Annotated in this window: 10 protein-coding genes; 3 read left to right on the top strand and 7 right to left on the bottom strand. The window is 61.6% G+C overall.

The window, feature by feature from the left end:
• Positions 1 to 53: 53 nt before the first annotated feature.
• Both RZN05_RS11900 and RZN05_RS11895 read right to left on the bottom strand, forming a co-directional pair.
• Complete coding sequence (locus tag RZN05_RS11900) at positions 54 to 797, bottom strand: hypothetical protein (RefSeq protein ID WP_317226823.1); 744 nt, start codon at positions 795 to 797, stop codon at positions 54 to 56.
• A gap of 119 nt (positions 798 to 916) precedes the next feature.
• Entirely contained in the window at positions 917 to 2,095 is a 1,179-nt protein-coding gene (locus RZN05_RS11895) for an ATP-binding domain-containing protein (protein WP_317226822.1), read from the bottom strand.
• On the opposite strand from RZN05_RS11895, the gene RZN05_RS11890 reads away from it, so the two are divergent.
• The 3 genes from RZN05_RS11890 to RZN05_RS11880 all read left to right on the top strand — a co-directional run bounded on the left by RZN05_RS11890 (position 2,061) and on the right by RZN05_RS11880 (position 4,740).
• Positions 2,061 to 2,813, top strand: coding sequence for a response regulator transcription factor (locus RZN05_RS11890; RefSeq protein ID WP_317226821.1), 753 nt, complete (start codon positions 2,061 to 2,063; stop codon positions 2,811 to 2,813). The two genes, RZN05_RS11895 and RZN05_RS11890, sit on opposite strands and share 35 nt — an antisense overlap.
• A gap of 518 nt (positions 2,814 to 3,331) precedes the next feature.
• Positions 3,332 to 3,595, top strand: coding sequence for a nucleotidyl transferase AbiEii/AbiGii toxin family protein (locus RZN05_RS11885; protein ID WP_317226820.1), 264 nt, complete (start codon positions 3,332 to 3,334; stop codon positions 3,593 to 3,595).
• A gap of 284 nt (positions 3,596 to 3,879) precedes the next feature.
• Positions 3,880 to 4,740 carry an aminoglycoside phosphotransferase family protein gene (locus RZN05_RS11880; RefSeq protein ID WP_317226819.1) on the top strand — a complete coding sequence of 287 codons (861 nt, stop codon included), beginning with the start codon at positions 3,880 to 3,882 and terminating at the stop codon, positions 4,738 to 4,740.
• Here the strand turns inward: RZN05_RS11880 and RZN05_RS11875 are convergent.
• Genes RZN05_RS11875 through RZN05_RS11855 form a run of 5 tightly spaced genes read right to left on the bottom strand, consistent with a single transcriptional unit; the run spans position 4,735 to position 20,062 of the window.
• A complete protein-coding gene (locus RZN05_RS11875) occupies positions 4,735 to 7,197 on the bottom strand; it encodes a YncE family protein (protein ID WP_317226818.1) in 2,463 nt (820 codons plus the stop codon). The two genes, RZN05_RS11880 and RZN05_RS11875, sit on opposite strands and share 6 nt — an antisense overlap.
• Positions 7,198 to 7,211: 14 nt before the next feature.
• On the bottom strand, positions 7,212 to 12,293 hold the full coding sequence (locus RZN05_RS11870) for a hypothetical protein (RefSeq protein ID WP_317226817.1): 5,082 nt from the start codon (positions 12,291 to 12,293) through the stop codon (positions 7,212 to 7,214).
• A 16-nt stretch (positions 12,294 to 12,309) separates the two neighbouring features.
• Positions 12,310 to 13,287, bottom strand: a complete 978-nt coding sequence (locus tag RZN05_RS11865) for a hypothetical protein (protein ID WP_317226816.1) — start codon at positions 13,285 to 13,287, stop codon at positions 12,310 to 12,312.
• Positions 13,288 to 13,296: 9 nt separating this feature from the next.
• The gene (locus tag RZN05_RS11860; protein ID WP_317226815.1) at positions 13,297 to 15,003 is read right to left on the bottom strand and encodes a hypothetical protein; all 1,707 of its coding nucleotides are present in this window, start codon (positions 15,001 to 15,003) and stop codon (positions 13,297 to 13,299) included.
• Position 15,004: 1 nt separating this feature from the next.
• Positions 15,005 to 20,062 (bottom strand): DUF6603 domain-containing protein, encoded by a 5,058-nt coding sequence (locus RZN05_RS11855; protein WP_317226814.1) that lies wholly within the window; start codon positions 20,060 to 20,062, stop codon positions 15,005 to 15,007.
• Positions 20,063 to 20,069 lie beyond the last annotated feature (7 nt).

Here is a 20,069-nt window from a genome sequence, read left to right as displayed (position 1 = left end):
GCATGGAATGTGCACATGGCAGCGTGCCTCAAGGTGCTTAGGCGACGTGCCGCTCAGTTGTCCGGATAGTAGACTTCGCGAACGTGGGCGCCGGCGGCGTCCATGACCTCGTCGATGAAGTCCAGCACCCGCGCGAAGAAGACCTCCGTCGCATACCAAACCCAAGGCTTGTGGTTCGAGAGCGCCGACATGAACCATGTCGGTTCCCACGTCTTGACACGCTGGGCGAACTTCTCGCGGCGATCCAAGGGCCATTCGAAGCCGTCGTGCAGCATCGCGTTGCGGTATTCGAACAGCGCCTCTAGCACCTTCGTCGTGTCGACCGGCAGTCGGGGGAGGAGCCTGGTGGCTTCGGCCAACTGCATGATGCCGGCGGTCAGGTTCTGCTTCGGCTCGCGGCTGGCATACATGACGTGCGGATTCCAGAAATGCGCGCGCGAGAGCTTCGAGCGCTTGGAATCCTTGTCACGACCGAGATAATCGTCCTCCATCTTTCCGATCTCGCGGAAAAGGCCGGTGAACAGGTTTTCAACGAAGGGAGCGAGCATTCCTATCGCGGCGGCTGCGCGAGCCGCGTCGCTGTATACGGAGGCATGGGCGGCGTCCGTATACATCCCGATGAGATGCTCGCTTCCGATCTCTTCGGCTCGCTTGGCGAGCCGCTTGATCTCAGCCGCCTCCTCGTCCTCGACGGTGCGAGAGCGGATGAGGAAGCCCTTGATCGCGATGAGTTGCGCTTCAAGATCGTAGTCATCGAAGCCGAAGTGGGCATAGTCGCGGTTGGTGAGTTCAAACATCGTTCCAGCCGTAGCACGTTCGCATGCCTTCAACATTCAACTCCTTCGCTAGCTGCGGTGCCGGGGGCATACGGCCCGCAAGCAGCTGGCCGTTGTGATCACTAGGGAAGTTCCTCGGGCTAGGTGCGCTCGCTCCAGTTCGACGCGAAGTCCGCCGCCAACCCGCTCAATCTGGCCGGAAGGTCCTGCTCGCACGTGATGCCGAGATAGGTCGCGGCGCGCGTGGCACCCACGTAGAGATACTTGTCGAACAGCAACGGCTTCGCCGCCGCCAGCTTGTCGACGCCCACGAAGAACACGGCTTCGAATTCCAACCCCTTGATGTGCTGCACGTCGAAGACGCGAATCTCGTCGTCGCTGCCGATGATCCGCCCGTCCACGCATGCGATCGCACGAAGGTTTGTCTCGGCGAACGCACGATTCAAGGCATCGGTCATCGGGCGCACGACGGCCTCCTCGTGCACGAGCACTGCGACGGTCGGTAGCGCTTCGCCCTTCATATGGTCCTCGATCTCGCCGATCCGGGCAGTAAGCCAACGGGCGACATCGTCGAGGTCGGGCGTGCCGGTCACCAGGATCGGTTCGACCGCGTCGTTTGTGGTCTCGTCTGGGAGCTCGACGTCACCCTGCGTCTCGAACAGCGCCGCAAGTGCCCGCCCGAAATCGAACAGCTGGCGGCTCTGCCGGTAGGAGATCGATACGGGCCGGATCTCGATGCCCGGGCTGACCCATTCGAGGTCGGACCGACGCTTGCTGCCCCACGGCGTGATGCGTTGATCGAAGTCGCCGCACGCGAAGAACGAATTCGTCGAGTGCGAAGCGAGCAATCGCATGCAGCCTAGCTGCACGGGCGAGAAGTCCGTGGCTTCGTCCACGAGAATCTGGTTCCGCTGCGCGCCGACGATCGAACCCAATGCCGAATAGGCTGGTTCATCGATAACCCGGTTGATGCGCTGGTCCGCCAGGAGGACGCTGGCCGAGCGAAGGATCGCCAGGAGGATGACGTCGATCTCGAAGTCGTTGGCGAGCCTGCCGCTACCCGCCTCGGTGTACCACTTCTCCTCGCTCCGACGAGCGCGCCGGAAGCGCACGTAGCGTGCGGGCACGCCGCGAACGAACGAACGGACGGGGTTGGAGAAGCGACGCAGCGCGCGGACCAGTAGCAGGCGCTGGCCGACGGCCTCGCGGTCCTCCTCGCTAAATCCGCGGTCGCCCAGCCATTCGAGCACCTGCGCTGCGAGGCTGAACGCGGCGGTCGAGCTCGTGGGCCTGGGGCTATACTCGATCGAGTTCGTCAACGGTGAAAGTCGCCTGACCTGGGATGACCGGATCCGCGGACTGTGGGGCTTGGCCGACGATATCCCGATAACCTATCAGGTCTGGATCGATGGCATTCATCCTGAGGATCGACCGCGGGTCGAGACGGCGGTCCATCGGGCCTATGACCCGACGGGCGACGGTGCATACGATGTCGAGTATCGGGTTGTTGGCGGCGAGGGGGTCGAGCGCTGGGTCGCAACGCGCGGCGAGACCTGCTTCGAGAACGGCAAGCCAGTATCGTTCCTTGGCGTGGCGCTCGACATCACCGAGCGAAAGATGATCGAGCAGGGGCTCGGCCTCATCATCGAGATGCGTAACAGCCAATTGGAAGAAGCGAGTGAGACCCTGGCGGCCGAGGCGAAAGCGCATGAGCGGGTCAGCGAACGGCTCGAGCTACTCCAGTCCGAACTATCGCGCGGCCTGTTCGCAGCGCTCGAACGACGACAGAAGGGAGCTTCTGGACCATATCGGAGCGTCGTTGAGGCGGCACGAAAGATTGCCGACCTGACCCCGCGCGAGCGGGAGGTGCTTAACGGCCTCGTCGCAGGCGAGCCGCACAAGCGGATCGCGTATCAGCTCGGCATCAGCGTGCGGACTGTAGAGATTCACAGGGCCCGGATGCTCCACCGTTTGGGGACTCCGCACCTCGCGGATGCCATTCGCCTCGCTGTGCGCGCCGAGCTCGCCGCCGGCTAAACGGCGCCGCTCGCCATCGATACCGTTCGCAAAGTCGCCAAGTAGACAATTTCGATCTTGCGCTGCCGTGAGAATGTTCTCCCGACGGTGTAAGATCGACGCGGGCTTGAGACGCACGGATATCGCACGTTCGACGGGGCAGGTGGCGCCAATGATCGGCTACAGTGCCGAGCTTCAAGGAAACTGCAGGACCTCTGTCCGAAATTTGTTGTTGCTTTTCAGACAGGGAATTTTCGGACTGTCCGAAATATGTAGGCAAATTTCGGACATGGCCGCCCCAGACCTCAAAAGGCAGATCATACGGCGCGTTGCCTTGGTAAAGCCGCGCGCGCAATGGCATCTCGGAAGGTCTGCTAAAGATAGTCCCCAACGATAAGGACAAGCAGACGTTGCTGGTCCGCTGTCCCACGGCGACCGAAGCCGATGCCTATATCCCCAAGTGGTGAAGATCGAATCCGGTGCCAAGTCGGCGCTCGATCCGAACGCGGTCCATTCGATCCGCCCCTATCTCGAAGAGGATGCGTCGGGGTCTCGACCTCGAAATCCCGGGCGTGACGATCGTGAATGCCGAGCGAACCTTCTGGGATAAGGTCGTCATCCTGCACTGTCTGCGCCGCTGGTACGAGCTGAAGGGCGTGCTCAAGGGCGGCGGCAACCGTATCTCGCGCCACTATTACGACCTGCACGAACTCATGCAGTCGCCCGTAGGGCAAGCTGCAATCGCCGACCCGACCCAGGCTGGTGACGATGGCGCTATTATCGTCCGAAGGCGAGGCTGGTGAAAATGGTTTGGTGGATCCCGCAACGAGAATTACTCTGACGGCTGGATTGGCTGCGTCTGGTCTGCGAGTGCGTACGGCGGCGCCGTGTGAAAATCGATCGCTGACATGAAGTGTAAGGGGGATGTTCTGTGGCTATAGGGATAGTACCGATTGACCCCCGGATCCCCATGCAAGCCTGCGAGCCGGTTCCCGCGCGCGGGTTATATTTTTATCCGAAAGAGAAACAACGCGATCGGCTGAGACTGGCATAACCCGTCATGCCCCCGGACCCCTACACTCTGCAGTTGCTCAAGCCGACGCGTCTTAGGAACCTTGCGCGTTACCGCTTCCGCGACCGGGGCTATTCGGCCGAAGTTTTTACCGATGCCGACGGTATCGCCCTGAAACTCTATGATGCGCGGTTCGGGATCGATACCGCGCATTACGAATATAGCGTGCTCAAGCATTTGCAGGGCACTAGGCTGGCCTGCGCTGAACTGGTCGATGCGGTGCAACTGGGCGCGCGCTGGGGCCTGCGCTATCGCTGGATCGAGGCCTTGCCGCTCAAGGATGCGTTATACGCGCGCATGAGCGAGATCGATCAGATGGCGCAGGACTTCGCGCGTCTGCACGCCGATATCCACGATGTGCCAGGGTTCGCCGTGCTGCCCACCCAGGTCCAGTGTTTCAACTCCATCCTCGCCTTGCAGGAGCATCTGGAAAGTCCCAGGCGCCGCCGCCTGATGGCGGAGGTCGCGGCGATGCCGGATGCCGATCGGCTGTGTCATGGCGATTTCAATCCGCGCAACACGCTCATGGATGCCGAGCGCGGTTATGTCATCGACTGGCAGAGCGCGTATCGCGGAGACCCTTTGGGCGACGTCGCCAAAACCTGGGTCAAGCTAAGCTTCTTCGTGCATCGCTCGCCGCTCACGAATGAGGGCGAAAAAGCCCTGATGGCCAGATTCTGCAGCACCTACCTCGCCAGCTACCGCAAGATTGGCTGCTTCGAGCCCGAAATGTTTCTGCGCTGGGTGGAGCTCGTGGCGGGCGTGCAGAGTCGTTCGGACGAGCCGCTGAAGCGGGATTGGTATACACACCTCGTCACGCTGGCGGAGACGGATCCTGACCGTCTCAGCCATCTGGTGTTCGGCGCCGCCTCATGAACTAGGCAGCACCGGGACGATCGTCATCACCTGGCCGGTGGTGCCCGTACCAGTATCATAGGTGCTGACGTAGAAGCGGCTACCGTCGGGCGCCATCACGATGTCGCCATAGAATGCCGTCACCGGGATCGGCGACCAGTCCAGCTCTTCCAGCGTGCTGGAATTGTACACATTGAAGATCGTGCTGGCAGTGTCCGGCGGGGTTTTGGAATAATCCATGCCGAAAACGAACAGATACTGGCCGTCGGTGGAGTAAGCCATGCCGGTGGACGGCGCTGGCGGTGCGTTGGAAAACCCGACGGTGACCTCGACACGCCTGGCAAGTTTCATGTTCGCGGGATCAGAGACATCGACCGTGCAGAGCACGAAGACGCGTCTGTTGGCGAGCACGCCGAGTGCGAGTGTCGCGACGAAGTTTCCGTCGGGCGAGACCGCGAGCGGGCCCGGCGCATAGGCCAGCTGATCGGTGGATTTCAGCGACACCGGGCTGCCGGCAATGGGGGATAAAGTCGTGCGGTCGAGCACGCCCAACCCGTTCTTGTCGGGATAGAAAACATAACCGTTCGAGACCGCGAGGCCGACGCCGCGCAAATTCTGGTTCTTATAGGGCGATCCCGCCGTCAGGTTCAGGTTTGCCGTATTGTAGCCCAGGATCGAGGGTCCATTGGCATTATTGGCGAACGGCATGGAGATGACCAGCTGGGTGCCGTCGGCGCTGATCGCCATCGGGTAAAGGTCCGGCGAGCCGTTGCTGCCAGGCTGGGCCACCGATATATTGGGGAGTGGCTGGAAGGTGGAGGTATAGGCGCGCAGCTCGCCACCGCCGGCAAAGGGTATATCGGCGAGATAAATCCGGCTGCCGTCAGGGCTGGGCACCATGTTGGCAATCGTCGCATTCTGTCCCGGCACCGTGCCGTCCGGCACAGTCAGCGGCGTTACGGTGGTATTGAGCGTCTGGCTGTCGAGCGCATTCACGCTGCCATTGCCGACAACATAAATCGTCTTTCCGTCCGGCGAGATTTCGATCGCCGACGGCACGTTGAAAGTGGTCGACGAGGTCAGCGCCCCCTGAATCCATCTGACGTAGATCGTGCGTTGTAGCTGCGAGGTACCGCCGTTGCCGATGGCGGTGAGCGTGTAGCTGGAGGCCAGCGGGTTGGTGAGGTTGATGGTGCGTTTATAAGCGCCCACGCTGTTGGCGTCTTGCTGTGTGGCGTCGCCCGAAAGCAGGCAGTGATCGGCATCGGTATGCCAGTTCAGCGCGAGGGTGGTAATGCCGCCCTGGGTTTTGATGCTGCCGTAGAAATCCGTGATGCTGACAGAATGCACCTTGAACAGGGGGAGCTGCATGACACGATCGTTGAAGCCCGGGAAATCCGTGGACTCCATGTACAATATCGTCTGGTTGTTATTCTCGTCGAACTGCAAATCCGTGTAGATGTGCGAGAAATAGAGATTGAGGAACGGCCCCGGCGCATTCGGTCCGATGGTGGTGCCGGTGAAGAGATATTTATTCTGCGCCGTCGGCCTCACCTGCCAGATCGGCGAGTCCGCCTTCGGGTCGGGGGGAGTGATGACCCACCAGTCATTCTGCAGCGTGTTGGGGTCGGTTTTGCTCAGCGACAGGCCGATGTTCCAGCCTGATGTGTATGTGTTGTAGTTGGGATCGCCCTGGCGATATGCATCGGTGAGATCATATGGCGCCGCGAATTTGCTGGATCCGGCAAAGAAGGGAAACTGGATCTGAAAGGTCGGCGGGTGGAGAGGGTCCCATCCATTGACCAGCTTGCCCAGCGTGCTGTCGCCAGGCTTGGTCTGGTCCTGAAAATCGAACAGGATCTGTACGATGTTCTCGGCCGCATTTTCGGCGGTGACCGGGCTCGCGGTGACGACAATGCCATTGGTCGCGGGACCGTCGTTGACTTTTAGGGTTAGGGCGAGCGCATTGCCGTCGCCGATCAATGGCAGGTTGCCAGGGCTCGGCATACCGATGACAGCGAGCTGCGCGCTGGACTGCATCCCGATGCCGAGATCCGCGAAATTATAGGTCGCAACCACCGTGGCATTACCCTTGGCGTTCGGGACAATGCCGGCGAGCGAAATTTTTACGCTGGTCCCGTCATCGAAAGTTACGCCCGCGCCGTCAGGGGCGGCGAGCTTCACCACGTAGAATGCCCCCTTATCGCCGGGGATCGGATCGTTGGCGGGGGTATAGATGCCGTCGGTGGTCCAAGGGGCGGCGACGGTGATCTTGGCCGCACTGTCGGCATCGATGATGTTCGCGGGGATTTTGATCAGAAGCTCGCCGCTCGCGGTACTGAAGGAGGTGTCAAAGCCGCTGTTGTTGGTCAGCGTGAGATCCAGCCGGTTGCCGCCGGTCTTGTCGGTGTAGATCTGGTTCAGCGGGGCGCTGGTCAGATCGGGATTGGTGAGTGTGAGCGTGAATTGCTGTGCCATGGGTCCGGTCCCAACTACATATTCTTGTGAAGTTTGAGCCAGCCATCGACCAGCATTTGCGGAGTTTGCGGGAAGGTAGCGGCCGTAACGCCCTGTGCCGGGGTGAGCACGGCTTCCTCGGAGCCGTTGGCGCCGATCTGGACCCAGGACCACCCGAACCCATTTTCCGCCGGTAGCGGCATAGCGGGCGGGTTGTTCGCCACAAGCAGCGGCGCGGTTAGGAAAGTGATTTCAAGCCGGTCCAGCATTGCGGCGAATTGCTCGGGCGGGATGGCCAGGGCCTTGACCGGCAGAATTCCGGTGGTGGCGTGTGCGGTCGCGCGCGGATCCAGCACCATTGTCAGCATGCGCGCTGTGCCGTTCGGGGTGAGTATCAATGGGTCGTTACCCGCCACCGCAACCGAGGTGATGCCGGGAGTGTCCGCCATGGCCACCGGCGTATACAGCGTCTGCCAGGTGCCATCGAGGAAGTAGCCGGCTACGCCATCGTCGAAATAAGGAATTTTGTCGCCGGATTTGCGCTGAATTTCTGCCATGCCGACACGTACCGGAACGTCCACCGCCGACAGACCGGCCTGGTTGAAATTGCCGAAATCATACGGGATGTAGGCATCCGCAGTGACGGTGAAGCTAGGACCGTATTCATTCCATTGCGGGTACGTCTGCGCGTTGAGCCCGACATAGGGCGTGCCCTGCTGTTCGAGGCCTATTTCAGCCTGGACGATAACCAGGGGCTGGCCGATGAGCACGCCGAGCGCCTGGTCCTGCTGCATCGCTGCAGTGACGATGAATTGCTGCGACTTGCGCAGAACCTCCAGAAAGGACTGGAATTTCGTGTCGGTGGCGGGGCTGTCGTCGGTGTAGAGGAAATCTGAAACGAAATCCTGGAAGACCGGATTGACCACATTCGAGGCGAAATAGGCGAGCATCTCGCTGCGATTGTCCGCCCCGGGCACTGTGGTCTCTCCCGGCACCGGGAACCAGTGCAGCACCGTCCCCCGGGTACGAAGCGAGCCCATGGGTCGGCCTGTGCCGTCGTACAGCATCAGCGAATCATCGAGGTGATTGGGCCACAGCCAGCCGCAGATGGGCGACGCCGCCGGCAGGCTGCCGGGCTCGGTGAAACTGCCGATGCCGCTGCGTGTAGCAGCCGCGACCCAGTCGAAATTCAGACGCGAGGGCTGCACCAGTCGGGGGGCGAGATACGTGTAATGCGTATCCGGCGCCGGCTGGGCCGCCGTCATGTTCTCGGAGATGAAGCTGGCCGGGGTCTGGGCCGGGTTCGGCGTGGGCAGATCGACGAAGCGACCGAAGGCGTCCACCAGCGTGATCTGCGTCATCTGCATGAAGCCGGCGCGCAGTGGGTTGAAAAATACCCGGCTTGCCCCCGGCTGATAGGCATTGAAGTTCGGCCCCTCATCGCTCCAGGTTACCGGCCAGCCGGCCGACTGGTTGTGCAGAAAGGAAGTCGGCCAGAAGTCCGAGAGCGCAAAATTGCGTTGGTCCTCGCCGGTCCAGGTCGCGGGGATGTTGATGGGGATCTGCAGTTCCTGCGCGCGCTGTACCAACCCTGCATTGAAGCCGCTCAGCCCCTGGCTCAGGATGTTACGGGTGCGGTAGTCTTGATAGGCATTGTAGAAATTCTGCTTCTCGGCAAAATCCGGCGCACCCTGTACCGGCGGCCCACCGCCCGGATCGTAGGCGAGATAGGTGAGGCAATAGCTCTGAATCTGGCTGCACAGGCTGGTCGTTGAGGCCGAGGACAACGGAATCAGCCCGCGGAAGGTGAAGGAGTTCGCCGTGGTGCCGCCAGGGGTGAAGTTGCTCATCGCTGCGGCCTGCGGTTGCAGCTCGACCTCGTACTGGCCGAGCTGGAACTGACTGAGGAAATCGCTGGGGTAGGTTTCGGTGTCGGGCTGGAACGCCTTCGACAGGCGGTAATCCGTCTCCCACCAGATGAACAAGGGCAGGAACGGATCCTCTCCTGCGCGCCAGTTATAGGCGATGTAGTAAGGCAGCTTGCCGTTCAACCCGGCGGGAGCCGAGGCGAGCACCACTTCCTGGAAATTATTGTAATGCAGCGTCTGATTTTCCGCCGCCGCCGCCTCCAGTGCCGCGGCCGAAACCACGTTCGACAATTCCGGCGTCAACAGGAAAGACTCCTGGGCCAGGGCCTGCAAGGTGCCGCTCAATTCGGGAATGCCCGTGTCCAGCGCTCCCGCCAACCCACTGATCACCGGGGGATAGGTGATCTCGCTTGCGGGGGTGACGATTTCTCCCGCCAGGCGGCAGGGCACGATGGAGGCGGCGCCATTGCGCCCTGTCGGGGCGAGCAGCCCGTCGTCCGCGTCCTCGGCAAACACCATTACCGGCTCGGAGGGCAGGGCGAAGGGATCCGCAGGCGTTGTCGTCAGCTCGTAGCCGTCGCTGATCCTCTCGTAGAGGAACTGGTTCAATATCGCGGCCTGCTGCGCCAGCGGCAGGCGAGCGGTCACGAGGATGCTGGCATCGGCAATGCCCTGGCGGATTGCCTGCCAGTTCGCCCCGCGCGCCGTGGCCTCGAAGGCCGGCAGGTTGGGATCATTCGCGGTGCCGGAATGGCCCAGCAGCAATGCAATTTCCTCGAGTGCGGCCGCCACGTCGGGGGTTGGTTGGGTCAGGTCGGCGTCGATCTGCGGCAGTACGGTGTCGAGGATGGTTTGCAGCCCCGCGATCAGCGCCGTGATATCCGCGCCCGCCAGAGCCGTGACGGCGGCCCCCAGCGCCTGGCTGGCCTGGGCGGCGGCGGCTACGGCGTTGCTGACCTCCTGCTCGGCCATTTGGAGGTAATAAGCCGAGGCGGCTTTGAACGCATATTGCGAATGCACGTAGAAATGCGCAAAGCCGAGGTACAGGGCGGCCGCCTGGATATCGAGCAGGTTCTGGGCCTGGCCGTTCTGCCCGCTGAAACTATCCATCTGCGCCTTCATGCCCGGAAACGGCCCCACGGCGCTTCCCCAGCTCATCAGCGCGCCGAAGGGCTTCAGGATAGCACCTGCATAGCTCTGCCCCGGCGGAAGCGGCGCCTTGCCCGGATCGGCGGTGTATTTCAGGGCGGTGGCGAATACGCCGCTGGTGGGGTCGATGAATCCCGCGAGCTTGGTATGCGCGGCATCGAGCTGTGCCTTCTGCGCGGCCAGACCATTTTCGGTGGAGAGTGCGGCAAGTGCCGCCTGGGCCGCCTGCAGCGCGGTTTTAACTTCGGACAGCAGCACCTGGGCCGAGGCGATGTAGCTACCGGCATTGGCCCCGCCCGTTGCTGCCAGCTGCAGCAAGGTCGCAGCCTTGGCGAGGTTGCCGTCGGCCAATGTGAGATCGCCGTCGGCCAGGGCATCGAGCCCCGTGCCCAACTGCAACAGCATACCGGCAAACGCAGCGGCCGGCGCGTTTGCCGCCGTATTGAAGTTGTAGCTGCCTAGTTCGGAAGCGCCCTCGTTGGGGAAGGTCGATGGCAGCATGACGGCAAACGGATCGGCGATCGGTTGGTAAGGAGCGGTGGGCGTGCCGGCTTCGATGAAATTGCCGGCCTGCAGCAGTGCGGGGAATAACTGCAGCAGCCCGTCGACCACGAAATTTCCGGTGACGTCGTCGCTGACAGCCCCGGTGCCGGTTACGACATTCGTGTCGATCTCGGAGATATGGTACGACCAGTCGAAAAATAGTTGTTTTTGCCGGGCCGCGATCTGGCTGCGTTTGGCGTCCAGTGCCCTTTGCGTGGTGTTGAGCTGGGCCAGGATTTTGGCCAGATACAGCGGCAATATGGCTTGGTTATCGGCGGCCTGGCCGGCGGGAGTCGCCGCATCCTGTTTTTGCCGCGCCGTCCACGTATAGCCGCCAGCGGTCGCGGCGAAAGCGGTGCCGTGCAGATATTGTTCAAGCTCGCCAATACCGACGTCGCCCGCCGATAATTTGGCGAGTTGGTTGAACTGCAGCGCATTGAGCAGCCATTCGACATTCGATGTCACATCGTCGTTGCTGGCCAGCGCGCCGCCGGTTTCCACGGCGTTGATATAGACTGACACCGCTTCGAACGTGTTGTTACCGATCGCCACCTGCACACCTGCGGTGCTGGGCAGGGCGGAGGGATAGCTGGTATTGCCCACACCCGGGGATTTGATCTGCCATTCGATATCGGCCAGCACGCCGGACAACACGCCTTGCGTGGCTGGAATCGTGGCGTCGGTGATGCCGTCATAGGCAGAGAGGGACCAGCCGAGGTTCTTGTTGAAAACGTTCTCCAGATAGGAGGCGAAATCAGGCTTGTTCCCGATAATTTTCTGGTAGGCGGCGAGTGCCTGGTTCAGGATGAGGTTGCACTCGTCCGCACTTGTCTCGTTGACCCAGCCCATCACCGCATAAGAGACGGTGAAGTCCGCATTGTTCTCGAGCCCGACGGTGGGATTGGGAAAATAGTCGTCCAGCGTATCGTACAGCCCCAGCACACTGTTGCAATTGGGATAGTAGGCGGTGAAGGTCTCGCCATAGCCATAGGTGGCCTGGAACATCTCGCCGAGAAACCCGACCTCGTCGGCGCCCAACGCCGCGGTGGTGCGGATGCCGCTGGCTGGCTCGGCCCAGTTGCCCTGCAGGTCGATCCGCCTGCCCAAGAAATGCGCCTCGAGTCCCTGGAGGGCCGCTGCATCATCCATCCACGGCACTTTCGTCGTGCTGCCGGTATTCTCGGAGGTGCTGCCGTGCGCATCGCTCTCGAGCACCCACAGACGGATGGCGGTGTTGTCGGTGGTCTTGGTGTTGTCCTCGAGAAAGCGGATGACCAGCCAGCGGTTAGGCACCACCGGGTAGCGTACCTGACCGGTGGCTTCATCCTGCACACCGCGCGTATAGGCGCGCGGCAACGACCAATGGATATGGATTCCGGGCTCGACCGCAAGCTTGGTCATCGCGGTCTGAAAATGGTTCGAGGCGATCAGATCGCCCATCGCCGAACCCGGCTGGCTGCCCAGCAGAGTGAAATCATACAGCGCCGTTTTGGCGGTCTGGCCCGAAGAGGGCGATACCCGCAACGCTTCGAGATGGATGGGGACGATGATGTTCATGGTGTCGCGTCCCCCTCTATTCGTTGATGAAGCTGACAAGACCAACGCCGTGCACCATTTCGAGGCCGAAATCAGATGACACGAGATGGTCCTTGAAATTGGCGTCTGCCGGTGTGGCGCTGTAATAGCCGGGCGCCCCGTTCGCGCCGTTAGTCGTGATCGCGGCGAGCGCTGCGGCAAGACCCTTGCTCATCGCCATCATATCCAGCACGCGGTCGTCCGGATTGACGAAGACATTGTCGATCGACACCCCCTGATGGGTGTCGGCATCGTAGCTTGTGTCCGGATCGTCCCAGCTCGTCGTCGGAACGCGCAGGTTCTTGGTCACGCCGTTGGGCGTGCCGGAGGGGTTGATCGTTTCAAAGCCAAAGTGGATCGCCTCAGGCGGCTGGTGCAGCACCAGCTCGAACAGTTCGCCCTCGAAAATGCCGAACAGCACAGTAGGCGAAAGCCTGACCAGCCGCAGGACTTTGAGCGGCGTGACTGCACTCGCCGGTGTCTGCGGGTTGTTTTCGTAATCAAAGGGGGACGAGCCTGCGGCGTAGCCCGCCACATCCATATTCTTCCACCCGCTCACCGCCGCAGAGTTCAGCATGAAGCCGGAGCGCACGGCACTTGCCAAAGCGGTGTTGGGGGGGTCGTCAGCCAGCCCAAGTTGCGCACGGCGGCGGTTGCCCAGGCGCATGCTGGGGTCGTTATGAGCGCGCAGCATATGCGCCTGCTCGGAATACAGCGTCACAGGCTTGGCATCCGCTCCGTTGTAATGCCGCCCGATGCTGAGCGCCCCGTCAGTCAGCGCATTGATCCAGTTCGCGTCTAGCGTGAAGAAGCGGATGGTTTCGGCCGGCAGGAAACTGTTGTCGGGCACCAGATAATTGAACGGCACGCCGATCAGCAGCTTGAGCTTGATCAGCCAGTTGACGAGATCCGTCGGTACGCCGTCCGCGGCGAGGCTGTCGGCCAACGCACTCAGCTGTTGTTCGGATTTCAGCATGATCGCCCATCAGTCCCGGTTTGATTTGGTCAGGAGATTCATCACGGCCTTGAGCATCGGCTTGTCGGCCACATCCTTGGCGCCAGCGGTCAGGTTGCTGCGGTACAGCGCCATCACCGCCGAGAAATCCTGCTGCAGAACCTGATCCTCCAGCATCATGCGGTATTTTTGGTCGGCGTTCTTCTTCCAGCGGTAGAGCGCCAACGAGAAGCTTTTATCCTGCAGTGCCACCAGCCGCCCGATCTGCCAGGCCGCGGCATAGGAGACATCGTACATGCCGACATTGGGGTCGAAGCGCAGCAACTGATCGGCCGAATAGATCAGCTCCGTCTGGTCCTGCGGCGCGCTGACGCTGCCGGTGAGAAATTCCAGCGTATTTGCCACCGCAAACGGGGCGAGCGGGCCGCGATACCAGGACACGAGCTGGATGGCCTGATCGTCAGTGTCCGCCGTATCCGGCACGCGTGTGAGCTGGTTCATCGGCGTATAGCCAAGTTCCAGCATCTGCTGGGCAATAGTCTGCAGATCGTTCGGGGTGGCATAAGCTGGCGGGTCCGGCCGGCGCATGAGCGGGTTGGGAACCTTCGGGCCGCTGTTCGGCGCACTGGCATCGCGCCCGTTCAGCCCTTTCAGAATATGCTCGAAGTCGAAACTCGTATCCTGCCAGGAGGTGAAATCCCACTGGTAGAGCACGGGCAGGCGCACCGTACCGCTGGGCGCCGGGACCACGGACTTGGCGTAATAGCCCGTCGCCGGATAACCGCGCAGGGCATTCTGCATAGATTCAAGCGAGACGAGCAACGCGAGGTTTCTGCCCACCGCAGGGCCGGTTTGTGCGGCCGGCGGTACCTGCGTGGGCGGCGTCGTCTGCGGCAGGCGGTTGCCCACGACGATGCCGTAGCTCTCGGTGGCGGAAACGGAATCATTATCCTGGATCGGCTTGCTGTCCATCTCAACCGCGCGGACGTGCGCCATCATTTGCAGGTCATCGAGGCTGGGTGCGATCCTGTTGAACAATGCCGCCGGGATGTCTGCAAAGCTGCACGGTTCGTCGGAAGTATAGCCGACGCCGGGGTCGATGATGCCGTCCTTCGGCGCCAGCCCTGGTTCCAGCATGTAGGAAAAAATCGAGTAATGATCGGCCGGCAGTTTGCCCGCTACCGTCGTCGTCCCGGGCCCCTGCATCTGCATCGTATCGGGGGCGAGGTCGGCCGCGGTCCCGGCCGTGATCAACGTCGCGGGGTCAGCTCCGTCGAGATCGCCGGTGGTGATCAATATGACCGCGAGCCAACTCGCTTTATCGTCGTCATAAGTGATCGGATGCGCGGTGCCGCCATAGGTGGCGGTGTAGTGACGTATCTCCACCTCCGGCTCGCCGCCCGGCAGATACGGCGTGCGGATCCAGGGCAACTTTTCCTGGTTGAGCACCACATGCGCGATACTGCTGGAATAGCCGCCCGCAGTCCCCAGCGGTGGATATTCCGCGTTGATGACATTGGCCGGAAGGGAGTAGCGCGGTCCCTGCACCCCGAAGCGGCGGGTGAGCGTGGCCAGCTCCTCGGAATTGATCGGCGTGCCGCTGCTGTCGAAAAACTGCTGCTGGACGGAGAGTTCATACACACCGGCCTCGAGCCCCGGCAGGCTGTGCTGAATAAAGGACGCCTTCTTCGCGAAAAGCTGATTGTCGCTCGGCCGGGGGGTGCCATCGCTTGCCATATCAGGCTCCAACCTGGCCGGAGAAATTGATTTCCTGTGTCGAGCTCATGAAGGTCAGCATCGGGTCGTCCACGTAATCCTGAGTGCTGAGCGCGTCCGCATTTTTCAGCTCGAGATTGCTGAAGCCCAGCGCCTGCAGGGCAGCGACGATTCCGGCGCGCTGCGTCTGGGTCGCCGCGAAGGCACTGCCGTTTTGCATGCTGGTATAAATCGCCTGCGGGTTCGCAAATGGGGCGGGGTTGATGACCGGGGCCGTGGCCTGATCGAGAAACAAGTTGTTGGTGTCGAACACCAGATAATAATACGGAATGAAAGTGGTCCGCCTGGGGAACCAAATCATCGGCGTGAACTGCAGACCGATGAGCGCATTATTGATCGTGCTCTTGGCCGGATCCGGTGCCGCTTTGGCTGAAACCGGTTCGTTGCCCCACAGCGAAGGTGGTACCGCACCGGTGGTCAGCGTGATGATGACATCTTCCACCTTAGTCGGGCTGGCGAGCGGCAGCTGCACCATTGTAACCTTGTGCACGATGCTGACGTTGGTCTTCTCCATCGGCGGAATGCCGAAGGCTTGATCAAACCAGGCCGTCGCCCCCGCGGGCGTGGCGTAGACGTAATAAGGCGGTTCTTGACTCTCATGCGCGGGAGCGGCGATCTGGGCGCGCAGATCCCCCGGCTCGAGATAGTTATAATCCCTGGGCAGTATATCGCCGTTGTAATTCACAACCGTGCAGGGGGCGGTGGATTCAGTGCGGATCTCAAAATGATTGGCATCGACCAGCCAGTCGAGACCATCGACCTTGTCATCGGCGGTAAAGGCCTTCAGCAGCCCTTTCTTGATGGTCAGGTTCACCAGCGGCTTGTCGGCGGAATCGTTCGCCGGAGCCTCGTCGGCAAGGGCGGCAGCCTTGAGCCTGGGTGCGGCAGGGGCGGCCACGCTGGGCAGGAAATCCTTGAAGTCCTCCCAGCTAAGCGCCGGGGCGGGCTGCTGGCCCGCGCCGAACTTGATCGTGAAGGAGATGATGTCGAGATCGACCACCGCCTGGCCGCCGAAGGCGGGCCCCCACAGGCTCAGCATCACTCCTACATGGATCGTGATCTTGGTTTTTACGAAGCCAAGATCAATGGTGAAGGAGGCGCCGATCGCGATCCCGACTTCGGCCGTATATTGGAATGGCTTCCAGCCCATGAAGAAATCGGCCCCGGCATAGAACCAGGCCGAAATCGGGCCAAGATCGGCGGTGACGTGGACATCGATCCCCGCCATGATCGCATTCGGCAGCAAAGCGAAATAAGCTTCGCCGACCATGTTGACGATGCCGATGCCGGCCCGCATCTGCATGCGCGGCACCAGCGGGTAGTGCGCAGGGGGGGGGTAGGCCGAGCTGTAGCCGCCGATGGTCAGCACGAAATCGCCCGCATTGGGTCCTGCGAGCCATGTGCAGAAGGCAAACCCGCCGGAAATGCGCACCAGCCCTTCAAGCACGTAGGAGGCCGGGGTGAGCACCCCCATCACCGTCAGCAGCTCATCCTCGGAGGAATACGCCGCTTCGAAATTGATCTGCACGTAGGCGATCGGGTCCGGCACCTCGACCGGCAGAGTCATGATAGCCGAACCGATGACGGCGATCTGCAGGTTGACGCCGAAGGAGATCGACAGAATGGCCGAGACCTCGATCATCTCGAAGGACGTGACATCGAGCCCGATGGCGAACCAGAATTGGCCTTCCTCCACCGGGAAATATTCGGCCAGCCCCAGCAACGAATTGGTCATCGTCTGAAGCTTTTGTTCGTTCGTCTGACTGGCGAGCCCTGAGGCCGTGGGGATGGCCGGAGCTGCGGGCAGAAGCGGGTAGGTCGCGAGCTGGGAGATATCCGGCAGCTTGAAACCGCGGTTGACGCCGAATCCGCCCGACACGCCTGTGACGAAGAAGAACGGCGGGCCGCCGAGCGGTGCGTCGAGATGCAGGAAGATGAACAAGGACGGGTCGCTGATGGAGCCGGCGAACCCGCCATAGCCCTGCACCCCGAACGGGCCCGCCTGGACGATGAACTCGCCGATCATGTTAACCCCGTCGCCGGGCAACGTGAGGAAGCCGCCGGCGATCTCGAGCCCCGGCTCCTTGAACTCCAGGAACAGGCCCTGCAGATGGAAACCGATCTGGTCGAGCGGGTTGGCGATGGCTTTGCCGGGCACCGGTAGCGGGAACGTGATGCCGAGCCCCTGCAGGATCAGCGATAGCCCGGCCAGGGTGAAACCGCCATCGATATACAGCCCGACGGTGCCAAGCTGGCCGTCCGCCCCCTTGGGTGGGGAGGCGAAACTGAGCCCGACCTTGTCGAGAGATACCGGCCCCAGTGTCTTATTCACAGCAAGCCAGCTGATCGGCTTGCGCGGGTCCGCCGGGGTGGTCGCGAAGCTCGGCGGCGTGCTCGGCGGCGGCGTTCCTGTGGAGGTGCCGAGCGGCATGGCATTGGGGGTCTGGTTCTGGCTCTGGTTTACCTGGTTACCGAACAAGGCCAGCAGGTTGAAGCCGGGCTGATCAAGGAACGCCGCGGCCGGGTCAGGAGCAAGCTTGGTATCCGTGCCAAGCTCGGCCACTGCAAAGATCAGCTTGTTGTTGGCGGTGGTGAATGCTGCATTGGTATAATAGAATCCCAGTTTGTCGATGCTGAAATCGCCCACGCCGGGGATGCTGCCGACGAGCGGCAGGTTGGACAGATCGAGCGCACCGCTGAGGGCGACACCCAGCACATAGGCCGGCTTGCCATCCTTACCGCTGGCGCGCGTAGTCTTTCCGAGGTTCTGGAAATAACTGTTGTTGGTGTGCGAAAGATATAATTTCCAGCTGTCGTTGTCGCCAAAACTCAACTCGAACAGCCCCGCGGTTTCGATCCTCAACGGATCGGTCAGGTTCTTGTCCAGCTCCAGCGTGAGGCTTTTCAGATCTGCATCGAAGTTCAACGCACCCGGAAGGTCGACGTCGAATTCCAGATCGTTGCTGACCATCTGCAGGAACTGTGAAAGGGTCGGAGGCTTAACGGCATTATAGGTTGCGATCGTCGTCGAGCTCTTGCCCGCGGCGGCAACCGCTTCGACGAAATCCAGCGTGAAGTCGAGTTGAATACCCTCGGAGACATAATGCGCGGTGCCGCTGAATTCGGCCTGGTATTCGGTCGTGGTCTTATGCGTGATGGAGATGTCTATATTGAGCGAAAGATTTGGTACCGCATCATCCTTCAGCACGCATGAGAAGGTGAAATCCTTCGTGCTGGTATTGAAATCGACAGAAAGATTATGGATGTTCAGCCCGGTGAGGATCGTCGGCAACGTCACATCGCCGAAGATATTCGCAAGGTCCTGGATCAGCTGACCGATCGGGATGGGGGCGGTGTCCTGGGTGCCGGAGAACTGCCAGCCGCCGCTGGGCGTGTCGTTGAGCGAGGCCGAGAGGTTCAACGTGACGCCGGCGATTAGCAGGGTACTGGCGACACTACCCTTTACCGCGCTGCCGGTCTCGGTCTTGGTTCGGCTGAAGGAGAGCGCGATGCTCTCGATTGCCAGATCCTCGCCGATCAGCTGCCACTCGCTGTTGGACCCGGCGTTGAAGGCGAAACTCTGCTGTGCCGGGTTCACCATAATCTGCAGCACATTGAACGCCACCACCGGCACGCCATCCGGCAACGTGGCCTGGCCTTCGAACAATTGTGCCGCAACGTCGGTGAGGCTCAGCACGCCCCCAGGCGCAAGTCCCGCGGTGATCGTCCAATCCTGATCGGTGGCGGTGTTCTGCAGCCGCACCATCAGCGGCACGGACCCCACCTTGAACGTCGCCCCCATGTCGCCGATCACCTGGCGGTTGGCCGGCAGGGTCAGGTTGGTGATGTCGAAGGCGAAGCTCAGCTGCTCGATTTCGAAATAACCGGCGATCACTGGCCAGCTCGAGCCGGTCTGGAGCGCGAAGCTGAGCAAGGTGAGATTCTTCGTCGCCGGATCGAACTGGACGAGGAGTTTGTCTATCTCGATCTGCGGAATATCTTGCAGCCCGCTTGGCAATGAGGCGAAAAAGTCCGCCCCGCCGGCAAGGGAGAGAAGATCCGAGAAGCTGGGCAGGGTGACAATTTGAGCCGGCTGCAGCCCAAAGGTCCACAGTGAGGTGGCACCGCTGCTCGCGCCGAGATAGATCGGCAGCTCGACCCCGGCGATATCGAAGGTCGCGGCGACCGAGCCCACCACGGTCAGGCTGCTGGATACGACCGGCGCGCCGTTGCCGCTCTGCGGCGAGGCACCATTGCCGCTCTTCGGCGGGGCGGAGGTGAGCGCGCTCGCCAATGTCAGCCCGATCTGCAGCCCCGGCTTCAGCGAGACTTTCGGCGCGATGTCCCAGCCATTGGTGACCGCGACACCGGTACTGAAATAGGTGACGCTCTTCGCCGCGGTATCGAGCTCGGCCTCCATGCCGTTGATCGTGAAGCCCGCGAGCTCCCCGGTCAGGGCCGGCGGGAGAAAGTTCTCCAGCGCCTGGCCGCCGAGCAGGAAGACGAGATCATCCCCCGTCACCCCTTTCGCGGTCCCCTCGGCAATGTCGATGCGCCAGACATCCGCCGTCAGCTGCGTCACCAGGATCGGGATGGTGTCACCATTCTGCAGCAGAATATCCATGCCGAAGGCTAAGGCGACGATCTCCAGCGATTCGGTGAACGAGGTGCTGATGCTGATATTGCCGGCTTTGAGCCAGGTCAGGAGCGGCAGGGTGATCTGCCGGGAGGTCGCGAATTTCCCGGTTAGTGTCGCTACCGTATTGCCCTCGGCCACCGTAAAGCTCAGCGTGCAGTCGAGATCCGCATAATCGAATATCGTGGCGGTGCCGGCAATCACGATTGTCTCTGTGCCGGGTGTAATCTGCACGCCCGCGAAGCTGAGGCTCTGCGTTGCCAGCAGCCGGGTGAACACGCTGTTCATGAAGTCGAGATTGAAATCCGCGGGCGTCAGCGTGAGCACCCCGCCCGTCGTGGGCAGTTTGTCGATCGCCGCGGTGATGGCGTCGATTGTGCTCAAGATCCCA

This window comes from Sphingomonas sp. HF-S4, from assembly GCF_032911445.1.
GTDB lineage: Bacteria > Pseudomonadota > Alphaproteobacteria > Sphingomonadales > Sphingomonadaceae > Sphingomonas > Sphingomonas agrestis.
Note: the sequence above shows the minus strand (reverse complement) of the source record. Positions and strands in the feature narration are given on the sequence as shown.